This is a genomic window from Lysobacter enzymogenes (genome assembly GCF_017168095.1).
In the GTDB taxonomy this organism is placed as follows: Bacteria; Pseudomonadota; Gammaproteobacteria; order Xanthomonadales; family Xanthomonadaceae; genus Lysobacter; species Lysobacter enzymogenes_D.
The window spans coordinates 1-9,938 of sequence record NZ_LXSD01000584.1 but is presented as its reverse complement, the minus strand read 5'-3'; the positions used below and the strand labels follow the sequence as shown (position 1 = coordinate 9,938).

7 protein-coding genes and 3 pseudogenes are annotated in these 9,938 nt (G+C 69.5%); 5 read left to right on the top strand and 5 right to left on the bottom strand.

Translation table 11 applies throughout. The features are described from left to right. Window positions 1–215 precede the first annotated feature (215 nt). Both putA and A7A76_RS22790 read left to right on the top strand, forming a co-directional pair. On the top strand, window positions 216–3,380 hold the full coding sequence (gene putA / locus A7A76_RS22795) for a bifunctional proline dehydrogenase/L-glutamate gamma-semialdehyde dehydrogenase PutA (RefSeq protein ID WP_206413461.1): 3,165 nt from the start codon (window positions 216–218) through the stop codon (window positions 3,378–3,380). Window positions 3,381–3,732: 352 nt separating this feature from the next. Then, a complete protein-coding gene (locus A7A76_RS22790; protein ID WP_206413460.1) occupies window positions 3,733–4,182 on the top strand; it encodes a DUF3574 domain-containing protein in 450 nt (149 codons plus the stop codon). 123 nt (window positions 4,183–4,305) lie between these two features. On the opposite strand, the gene A7A76_RS22785 is transcribed toward A7A76_RS22790, so the two are convergent. The 3 genes from A7A76_RS22785 to A7A76_RS22775 form a co-directional block, all read right to left on the bottom strand. Further along, window positions 4,306–4,560: a DUF2164 family protein gene (locus A7A76_RS22785; RefSeq protein ID WP_206413459.1), complete on the bottom strand. Its 255-nt coding sequence runs from the start codon at window positions 4,558–4,560 to the stop codon at window positions 4,306–4,308. A gap of 46 nt (window positions 4,561–4,606) precedes the next feature. Continuing rightward, the gene (locus tag A7A76_RS22780) at window positions 4,607–5,305 is read right to left on the bottom strand and encodes an MOSC domain-containing protein (protein WP_206413458.1); all 699 of its coding nucleotides are present in this window, start codon (window positions 5,303–5,305) and stop codon (window positions 4,607–4,609) included. A gap of 93 nt (window positions 5,306–5,398) precedes the next feature. Beyond that, window positions 5,399–6,778 carry an OmpP1/FadL family transporter gene (locus tag A7A76_RS22775; protein WP_206413457.1) on the bottom strand — a complete coding sequence of 460 codons (1,380 nt, stop codon included), beginning with the start codon at window positions 6,776–6,778 and terminating at the stop codon, window positions 5,399–5,401. Between the two features lie 265 nt (window positions 6,779–7,043). Here A7A76_RS22775 and A7A76_RS22770 point away from each other — a divergent pair, with 265 nt between their 5' ends. Continuing rightward, window positions 7,044–7,739, top strand: coding sequence for a rhomboid family intramembrane serine protease (locus tag A7A76_RS22770; RefSeq protein WP_206413456.1), 696 nt, complete (start codon window positions 7,044–7,046; stop codon window positions 7,737–7,739). Window positions 7,740–7,908: 169 nt separating this feature from the next. Further along, window positions 7,909–8,229 (top strand): DUF1820 family protein, encoded by a 321-nt coding sequence (locus A7A76_RS22765; RefSeq protein ID WP_074872525.1) that lies wholly within the window; start codon window positions 7,909–7,911, stop codon window positions 8,227–8,229. On the opposite strand, the pseudogene A7A76_RS27055 reads toward A7A76_RS22765, so the two are convergent. Further along, window positions 8,192–8,320, bottom strand: a pseudogene (locus tag A7A76_RS27055) (DUF6053 domain-containing protein); the annotation flags it as partial. The gene A7A76_RS22765 and the pseudogene A7A76_RS27055 overlap by 38 nt on opposite strands. Here A7A76_RS27055 and A7A76_RS27050 point away from each other — a divergent pair. After that, window positions 8,262–8,789 (top strand): annotated as a pseudogene (locus A7A76_RS27050) (DUF6053 domain-containing protein); the annotation flags it as partial. The pseudogenes A7A76_RS27055 and A7A76_RS27050 sit on opposite strands and share 59 nt — an antisense overlap. Window positions 8,790–8,863: 74 nt before the next feature. On the opposite strand, the pseudogene A7A76_RS27045 reads toward A7A76_RS27050, so the two are convergent. Further along, window positions 8,864–9,811 (bottom strand): annotated as a pseudogene (locus tag A7A76_RS27045) (S41 family peptidase); the annotation flags it as partial. Window positions 9,812–9,938: the final 127 nt, after the last annotated feature.

The following is a 9,938-nucleotide window of genomic DNA, read 5'->3' as shown; positions in this document are numbered from 1 at the left end:
CGCCGCGGCCGCACGCGCGCGAGCGCGGCCGCCCTACTGCGGCGGATGGCGCGGCCGCGCCCGATCCGGCCGCAAAAGGGCAGTTGGCGGTCGAGAGAAAGCTCTAAAATGGCGGACTTCCCACCCCTGTCCCGGGTCCGATGTCCACCAACGAGTCCTCCGCCGTCGCCAGCGACGGCCCGCCGCCGCGCACCGGCACTCCGCCGCTGTCGCCGATGATCAGCCCCGAACTGCCGGCGCCGCCGGCGGCCGCGCGCGCCGCGCTCACCGCCGGCTGGGTGCGCGACGAAGCGCAGCACGTGCGCGGCCTGCTCGAACTCGCGCGCCTGCCCGACGCCGACCGCGACGCCGCCCAGGCCACCGCCGCGGACCTCGTCCGCCGGGTCCGCGCCCGCGCCCAGGATCAGGGCGCGATCGAAGCCTTCATGCGCCAGTACGACCTGGGCAGCGAGGAAGGCGTGCTGCTGATGTGCGTGGCCGAGGCGCTGCTGCGCATTCCGGACCAGGAGACCGCGGACAAGCTGATCCGCGACAAGCTCGGCGAAGCCGACTGGAAGCGCCACCTGGGGCAGTCCGACTCGGTGCTGGTCAACGCCTCGACCTGGGGCCTGATGCTGACCGGCACCCTGGTCGATCTGGCCGACGACACCAAGCGCGACGTGCACAACGCCTTCAAGCGCCTGATCGGCCGCGTCGGCGAGCCGGTGATCCGGCTCGCGGTGCGTCAGGCCATGCGCATCATGGGCCACCAGTTCGTCATGGGCCGCACCATCGGCGAGGCGCTGGCGCGTTCGAAGAAGGGCGACAACGCCAATTACCGCTACTCGTTCGACATGCTCGGCGAAGGCGCGCTGACCACCAAGGACGCGCTGCGCTACCTGCAGGCTTACCGCGACGCCATCCACGCGATCGGCAAGAGCGGCAATTACAAGAACGCCGACGTGTTCGCCACCCCGTCGATCTCGGTCAAGCTCTCGGCGCTGCACCCGCGCTACGAGCACGCCAAGCGCGAACGCGTGTTCGCCGAACTGATCCCGCGCGTGCTGGAACTCGCGCAGCTGGCCAAGGGCTACGGCATCGGCTTCACCATCGACGCCGAGGAAGCCGACCGCCTGGAACTGTCGCTGGACGTGATCGCGGCCGCGTACTCCGACGCGTCGCTGGACGGCTGGGAAGGCTACGGCCTGGCGATTCAGGCCTACCAGAAGCGCGCGCCGGAGGCGATCGCCTTCATCGCCGACCTGGCCCGCCGCGTCGGCCGCCGCATCCCGGTGCGCCTGGTCAAGGGCGCGTACTGGGACAGCGAGGTCAAGCGCGCCCAGGTCGACGGCCAGCCCGGCTACCCGGTATTCACCCGCAAGCCGAACACCGACGTGTCGTACCTGGCCAACGCGCGGCGCATGCTGGAGGCCTCGGATGCGATCTATCCGATGTTCGCCACCCACAACGCCCAGACCATCGCCACCATCCACCAGCGCGCCAAGGCGATGGGGCGCGAGAAGCACTTCGAGTTCCAGAAGCTGCACGGCATGGGCGACGACCTCTACGCCGAGGTGATCCCGGCCGACCGCCTCGACGCGCCGTGCCGCGTGTACGCGCCGGTCGGCTCGCACGAAGACCTGCTGCCGTACCTGGTGCGCCGCCTGCTCGAGAACGGCGCCAATTCCAGCTTCGTCAACCGCATCACCGACGAGGACATCGCCATCGACGATCTGATCCAGGATCCGGTCGAGACGGTGTCCGGCTTCGCCAGCATCCCGCATCCGCGCATTCCGCTTCCGGCCGACCTCTACCGCAGCTTCGGCTACGACAGGACCAATTCCATGGGCGTCAACCTCGCCAACGACCAGCAACTGCAGTCCCTCGCCGCCGACGTCAACGCCGCCGCCCGCACCGACTGGCGCGCCGCGCCGCTGGTGCCGGGCGCGTCCGTCGCCGGCGCCGACATCGCCGTGACCAACCCGGCCGACCGCCGCGAGATCGTCGGCCAGTGGAAGGCCGCCGACAGCGCCGCGGTCGAGCAGGCGCTGAAGAACGCGGTCGCCGCGCAGGAAGCCTGGGACGCGACCCCGGCCGCCAGCCGCGCCGCGATCCTCGAACACGCCGCGCAGCTGCTGGAAGAGCGCATGCCGCAGTACATCGCGCTGTGCACCAAGGAAGCCGGCAAGACCATCCCCGACGGCGTCGCCGAAGTGCGCGAGGCGGTCGACTTCCTGCGCTACTACGGCGCCCAGGCGCGCAAGCTGTTCGCGCCCGAAGCGCTGCCGGGCCCGACCGGCGAATCCAACACCCTGCACCTGTCCGGCCGCGGCGTGTTCGTCTGCATCAGCCCGTGGAACTTCCCGCTGGCGATCTTCCTCGGCCAGATTTCCGCGGCGCTGGCCGCCGGCAACGCCGTCATCGCCAAGCCGGCCGAGCAGACCAACCTGATCGGCTACTACGCGGTCAAGCTGCTGCACGAAGCCGGCATCCCCGAAGCGGTGCTGCAGTTCCTGCCCGGCGACGGCGCCACCGTCGGCGCGGCGCTGACCCGCGATCCGCGCGTGGCCGGCGTGGCCTTCACCGGTTCGACCGACACCGCGCGCGCGATCAACCGCGCGCTGGCCGCGCGCGACGCCGCCATCGGCGTGCTGATCGCCGAGACCGGCGGCCAGAACGCGCTGATCGCCGACTCCTCCTCGCTGCCCGAGCAGTTGGTCAAGGACGCGATCGGTTCGGCTTTCACCTCGGCCGGCCAGCGCTGCTCGGCCGCGCGCGTGCTGTTCGTGCAGGACGACATCGCCGACAAGGTCATCCACATGCTCGCCGGCGCGATGGCCGAGTTGAAGGTCGGCGACCCGGGCCTGCTGTCGACCGACGTCGGCCCGGTGATCGACGAGGACGCGCTGAAGATGCTGCGCGAGCACGCCCAGCGCATGGACAGCGAGGCGACCAAGATCGCCGAAGTCGCGCTCGACGCCGACGCCGCCCACGGCAGCTTCTTCGCCCCGCGCGCCTACACGCTCAAGTCGCTCGGCCAGCTGCACAAGGAAGTGTTCGGCCCGGTGCTGCACGTGATCCGCTGGAAGGCCGACCAGCTCGACGCGGTCATCGACGCGATCAACGCCACCGGCTACGGCCTGACCCTGGGCATCCACTCGCGCATCGACGAGACCATCGAGAAGATCAGCGCGCGGGTCAAGGTCGGCAACTGCTACGTCAACCGCAACCAGATCGGCGCGGTGGTCGGCGTGCAGCCGTTCGGCGGCCAGAACCTGTCCGGCACCGGCCCCAAGGCCGGCGGCCCGCACTACCTGCCGCGCTTCACCACCGAGAAGACCATCACCGTCAACACCACCGCGGCCGGCGGCAACGCCTCGCTGCTGACGCTGGGCGACTGAGCCCCGCGCGCGAGGGCCGGCGCAGGCCGGCTCTCGCGCATTCGCACACACGGGCGGCGCGGGCCGCGGGCGCGACTTCGAGCTTGCGGCGCAAGCGCGGGTCGCGGTCGCGGCTCGCGCCGCTCCTGCATTCGCCCCCGCGCAAGCTGCGCTCCAAACTGCAGGAGCGGCGCAAGCCGCGACCGCGCCAACACACCCCACGGCGAAACCATCGCGAACCCGCGATGCCCCAGGCCGAGATCCGCTTCTTCCCACGAAGCCGCAACCCCGCCCCGCCCAGCCTGCGACCGCAGTCGCAACACGCCCCCGCCCCCGCCGCAGTACCCTGCGCGCAGCCCACGGGAGAACCACCATGCTCCGCACCACCGCGCTGTACGCCGCGCTGTGCGCGCTGACCGCATGCGCCACGCTGGCGCCGCTGCCGGTCAAACCCGGTGATCCCAGCGCCTGCTCGCAGCGCCGCCAGGACCGCCTGCTGTTCGGCATGAACAGCCCCGACGGGCCGGTCAGCGAAGCGCAGTGGCAGGCCTTTCTCGCCGAAGTCGTCACTCCGCGCTTTCCTGCCGGGCTCACCGTCTACCAGGCCCGGGGCCAGTGGCGCGGCGACAGCGGCCAGGTCGAACAGGAGGACTCGCGCGCGATCGACCTGATCCACGAAGACACGGCCGAGGAACGCAAGCGCGTGGTCGAGATCGCCGACGAGTACAAGCGGCGCTTCAAGCAGGAGGCGGTGTTGATCGTGAGTTCGCCGGTGCGGGCGTGCTTCGCGGTCGCTGCAAAGCCGGGAGGACGAGTGGGCTAGTTCGTCGCGGCGGAGCGGAAAGCCTCGGGCCTGAAGGCCCTCCCACAACAGCGGCCCGTCGCGGCTCGCGCTTTGTGGGAGGGCCTTCAGGCCCGAGGCTTTTGTTTCAGGCCAGGCCGAACCTCAGCGCTTGAACTCGGTCGGCCGCTCCAGCTGCCACAGCGCGTCGCTCAGATCGTCCACCCTCGCCGCCAGCACCGCCTGCGCATCGGCCACGCCGCGGTTGTAGTAGTACGCGCCCAGCTCCTCGGACAGGAAGTCGAGCAGGAATTCCGCGTCGAAGCGGCCGATCGGCTGCTTCAGTTCCGCGGTGAAATAACGCTGCAGCTTGGCCACCAGCAGCGCCTTCTCCCGATCGTCGAACCGGATCGTTTCCACCGTCGCCTCGCTCCTGTCGCATCGTTCACGTCGCGGCGGCGCGGGCTTACGCCTTCGACGGGCCGTCGATGCGGCGGCTCCAATCCTCGACTTCGCCGCGCGCAAGCCGAGCCTCGACCAGCTTGCGCCACGACGGCACCAGCGGCAAGGCCAGCGCGGCCTGCAGTTCGTCGCGCTCGAGCGTGCGCACGAACAGCATCGTCGCGATGCGTTGCAGCGACCAGCGCGGCCACGGACGTTCGAGCAGCGTCAAACGCTCGCCGGCTCCGGCCTCGCCCGCTTCGATCACGCGGTAATACCAACCGGTGCGGCCGCTGGCCTGCATGCGCCGCGCCATGTCGGCGACGCCGAAACGGTCGTTGAGCTTCCAGCACGGCTGCCGCGCCTGGCTGACTTCGAGCAGCGCGCCGCCGAGCCGGTAACGGTCGCCCAGACACACCTGCGCCTCGCTCAGGCCCTCGCTGCTGAGGTTCTCGCCGAACGCGCCGGGCGCGTCGAGCAGCGCGTGCGCGCCGATCTCCTCGCGCCAGACGCGGTAATGCTCGCGCGGATAATGGTGCACGGCCTTGTCCGCGCCGCCGTGCACGCGCAGGTCGCCCTGCTCGTCGCCGTCCAGGCCGGTCTCGCCGATCCGCACGCGGCCGTGCAGCGGCCGCTTGTCGATCCCGCTGCGGCTGCCGGGCCGGGTGTAGGGCACGGCGCGGCCGCGCAGCAGCGCGGTTATGAGAACGCCGTCGTCGCTCATCCCATCCGATGCCTCCCTCGCGCGAAGCAAGCCCCGCAAAGGAAAAGCCCCGCCGAAGCGGGGCTCTCCATCCACGCTAAACCGCCAGCGCGATCAGAACTTGTACTGCGCCGCGATGCCGAACAGATCGGCGTGGCCCTTGAACTTGCCGACCAGGGTCGAACCGCTGGTGGACACCACGTTCACGTCCGGGCTGTCGATCTGGATGCGGGTGTAGGCCGCGTCGACGCTGATGTGCTCGTTCGCGTTCCAGGTCAGGCCGACCGAGTACAGGGTACGGTCGTTGTCGGGCAGACGCGGGGTGCGGTGGGTGTCGTTGGTCGGGGTTTCGTCCTTGGCGACGCCGCCGCGCAGGGTGAAGCGGTCGTTGAGGTCGTACTCGGCGCCCAGGGCGTACATCATCGAGTCGTCCCACTGGAACTGCTCGCTGGCCACCGGCGTGCCGTTGGCGCGCACGATGTTGACCGACTGCAGCGAATGCCAATCGGTCTTCTGCGCGTCGAACATCATCCGGAACTGGTCGCTGAACGCGTAGGAGACGCTCAGCGTGTCGGTGCTCGGGGTGGTCAGCTTGGCGCCGCCCGGACCGGTGTCGTACTGGGTGATGCGCGCGGCGCCCAGCAGCGCGGACACGTTGCCCGGCTTGGTGAAGGTGACGGTGCCTTCCAGCTCGTGGTCGATTTCCGAGCGGTGCGAGTAGCCGATCGACAGGCGGTCGGTCGGCTTCCACTGGAAGCCCAGGATCCAGCCGATGCCGTTGTCGTCGCCCTTGACCTTGACGGTGCCGTCGTTCTTCTGCGGGCCGAACGGCGCGGCGACCGGGTTCGGGGTCAGGCAGGCCGCCGGCGAAACGCGGCAGATGGCCGAACCGAAGTCCACGGCGTTGGTCAGGGTGGCTTCGGCGCGCTCGTAGATGAAGCCGGCGCCGACCGAGAAGCGGTCGGTCAGCTTGACCGCGGCCGACAGGGTCAGGTCGATGGTCTTCACTTCCGATTCGAGCGCGTTGTAGCGGCCGACCCAGCCGTTCTCGTATTCGGTCTTCAAGCCGAACGGCGCGCTGAGCTGGGCGCCGAGGGTGAGCTTCTCGAACGAGCCCGACAGCGGCACCACGATCGACATCGCCGGCACGGCGGTGACGTCGCCCGGGTCGCCGCCGTTGCCGCCGGTCAGCGGACGCGCCAGCGGCGAGCCGGCCGCGGCGGTGCCGCCGCCGCTGAACTTCGCGGTCAGATCGATCGCGGTCACATCGACACGCACGGTGGTCGTGTCGAGGTTCACCATAGCCGCCGGATTGTTCGAGACGACCGAGGCGTCCTTCTCAGCGACGGCGCTGCCGGCGAAGGCGCGGCCCTGATTCTTGACGCTGTTCTCGCGAATCTGGAAACCGGTCGCGCTGGCCGAGCCGAAGCTGATGACGCCGGCCACGCCCAATGCGATCGCGGTCAGGCGGATATAGCGGTGTGAGGGTTGCATGCGTGTATTCTCCGTTGGAGTATTTTTTCGTCTGTCGCGGCCGTGTGCATCGAGCCGCAAGCGCGGACTCCGATACCGCCGGAAACCCCTCCCGACGTACGACGCCGTATGCACTATAGCGCGGCTGTTAACCGAACGCTAACAATACGCCCAACCGGGCAAATTCGTCTCGTACCGATGTCGCAAACCCTGCTGTTACAGACACTTACATTAAGTTTCTGCCTGAATAGGGCAGATGCGATCGGACCGCTGCGGAGCTGACGCCGTGTTCGTCGCCATTCCCTCGCGCGAGCGCACCCGGTTGCGGTGGGCGACGCCGTTGTTGTTCGCCTTGCTGTGGATCAGCTTCATCGTCTCGGCCGTGGTCCTGCCCGATCCGGAGCAGCGCCGGCTGATGGTGGAATGGGGCGCGCTGTCGGGCGGCCTGTCCTCGCCGGAGGCGTGGTGGAACGCGATCCGCGACGGCAGCGCGCTGCGCCTGTTCAGCGCGCTGTTCCTGCATGCGGACTGGGCGCACCTGCTCGGCAATCTGGTGTTCCTGCTGATCTTCGGCCTGCCGGCCGAGCGCGCGATGGGGCCGTGGCGGCTGCTCGCGCTGTTCCTGTTCGGCGGCGCGGTCGCCAACCTCGCCGCGGTGATCGCGATCGCCACGCCGGACCGACTGATCATCGGCGCCAGCGGCGCGGTGTCGGCGCTGATCGGCGCGTATCTCGCGCTGTTCCCCAGCGCCAAGCTCGGCGTAGTGGTGCCGCTGGGCGTGTTCCTGCAATTCGTCAAAGTGCCCGCGCCGCTGCTGATCGGGGTGTGGGCGCTGCTGCAAGTGGTGTTCACCTTCATCGGCCCGGCGTTCGGCGCGGTGGCGTGGTCGGCGCATCTGGCCGGCTTCGCCTTCGGCGGCGCGTTCGCGCTGATCGCGCGCGCCGGCATCGCCCGGCGGCTGCGGCGCAAGCGCGGGTATTGAGCGCGAGCGAGGGGAAAGAAGGGAAAGGGGAGCGGGAATGGGCCGTTCGTCTGCAGCGGATCCGCTTCCGCCCTTGAGTTGAAACCTTGCCAACCCCAGGCTGGACCCGAGCGCATGCGCTCCCCATTCCCCGCTCCCCTTAATCCCTTTTTCCCTTTCCTTTGCCGCCATGTCCACGCTCTACAAAGTCACCTTCCTCAACGCCGGCAAGATCTACGAGCTGTACGCGCGCAAGATCGGCGCGGGCACGCTGTGGGGTTTCACCGAGATCAGCGAGCTGGTGTTCGACGTGCACGACGGGTTGGTGGTGGATCCCACCGAGGAGCGGCTGCGCGACGAGTTCGGCAACACCCGCGTGCTGCATCTGCCGATGCAGAGCATCGTGCGGATCGAGGAAGTCGAGCGCAAAGGCCAGTCGGCGATCCGCGATGCGGCTTCGGGCGAGCGCGTGGTCACGCCGTTTCCGCTGCCGGCCAAGCCGCCGCGCTGAGGCGCGAGGCAAGGGCTTTGGTGGGAGGGACTTCAGTCCCGATGCTTTTGTCCCACATCGCTGCGATCCGGCCGAAGAGCGTCGGGACTGAAGTCCCTCCTACAAAAGCGCGTTACTCGGTTGGAAATCAAAACGCCCGGCCTGGGCCGGGCGTTTTCGCGAGCGCTGCGGCGCGGCCTCAGCGCTGGGGCTCGACCGCTTTGGGTTCCGCTGCTTTGGGTTCCGCCGCCTTCGGGGCGGCGGTCTTCGGGGCGACCGTCTTGGTATCGACGGCTTTGGCTTCAGCGGCTTTGGCTTCAGCGGCCTTGGCTTCGGCGGCTTTCGCATCGACCGCCTGCGGCTCGCCCGCCTTGGCTCCGGCGGCTTTCGCCTCGGCCGCCTTCGGCTTGGCCGCCGATGCCTTGGCCTGCGCGTCCGCGCGCGCGATCGAGCCGGGCTTTTTCAGTTCCGCCAGCGCCGAGGCGATCGGCGCGTCACCTTCGAGCACTTCGCCGGCGTTGCTGCCGGGCGCGCCTTCCTCATCGCCGTGCAGGTGGCCCGGCAGCGTCGCTTCGGTGTAGCTCGGGCGCTCGTCCTTGTCGTTCTTCGGCGCGCGCAGGACCACGTCGGGCACGATGCCCAGCGCCTGGATCGATTTGCCGCTGGGCGTGTAGTAGCGCGCGGTGGTGAGCTTGACCGAATCGCCGTTGTCCAGCGGCAGCACGGTCTGCACCGAGCCCTTGCCGAAGGTGCGGCTGCCGACCACGCGGCCGCGGCCGTTGTCGCGCAGCGCGCCGGCCAGCACTTCCGAGGCGCTGGCCGAACCGGCGTCGACCAGCACCACCAGCGGCGCGCCGTCGAGCATGTCGCCGGGCGTGGCGCTGAATTCGGCGTCGCTGATGGCGATGCGGCCGCGGGTGCTGACGATCTTGCCGCGTTCGAGCAGGTCGTCGGCGATCTGCACCGCCGAGGTCAGCAGGCCGCCGGGATTGCTGCGCAGGTCCAGCACCAGGCCGCGCAGCTTGCCGCCGGACTGTTGCTTGAGCTTGCGCAGATGGGTTTCGAAATCGGCCGCGGTGTCGGCCTGGAACTGGGCCAGGCGCAGGTAGCCGTAGCCCGGTTCGAGCAGGCGGCTCTTGACGCTGGCCACGCGGATGGTCTCGCGCGCCACGGTCACGTCGAACGGTTTGTCGCGGCCTTCGCGCACGATGGTCAGCACCACCTTGCTGCCGGCCGGGCCGCGCAGCGGGCCGGAGCTGTCGCCTTCGTCGACCTTGAACGGCTTGCCGTCGATCGCGGTGATCAGGTCGCCGGCCTTGATCCCGGCGCGCGCGGCCGGCGTGTCGTCGATCGGCGAAATCACCCGCAGCGTGCCGTCGGGCTGGCGCTGCAGCTCGACGCCGATGCCTTCGTAGTTGCCGCGCGATTGTTCGTCGAAGCTCTCCGCGTCGGCCTTGTCGAAATAGACGCTGTGCGGATCGAGATCGAACAGCAGGCCGCGGATCGCCGAATGCATGAGCTTGGCGTCGTCGACCGGTTCGACGTAGGCCTGCTTGACCGCGTTGTAGACCGCGACGTAGCGGCGGATCTCGTCGATCGGCACCTTGGAGTCGCTGTCGTCCTTGCCGGCCTTGGCGCTGCGCTTGCCGGGCGCCTGCGCCGGCGCGGCCTGGTCGTCTTGCGCGTCGGCGTCGTCCGCATCGTCGGCGGGCGCGGGTTGGGACGCGGCG

What these genes read in the sequence shown, in the direction of transcription:
- A7A76_RS22780 (WP_206413458.1), bottom strand. Translation starts at nt 5,305, where the DNA reads ATGAGCGACGACGGCGTTCTCATAACCGCGCTGCTGCGCGGCCGCGCC.
- A7A76_RS22790 (WP_206413460.1), top strand. Translation starts at nt 3,733, where the DNA reads ATGCTCCGCACCACCGCGCTGTACGCCGCGCTGTGCGCGCTGACCGCA.
- A7A76_RS22765 (WP_074872525.1), top strand. Translation starts at nt 7,909, where the DNA reads ATGTCCACGCTCTACAAAGTCACCTTCCTCAACGCCGGCAAGATCTAC.
- putA (WP_206413461.1), top strand. Translation starts at nt 216, where the DNA reads ATGATCAGCCCCGAACTGCCGGCGCCGCCGGCGGCCGCGCGCGCCGCG.
- A7A76_RS22775 (WP_206413457.1), bottom strand. Translation starts at nt 6,778, where the DNA reads ATGCAACCCTCACACCGCTATATCCGCCTGACCGCGATCGCATTGGGC.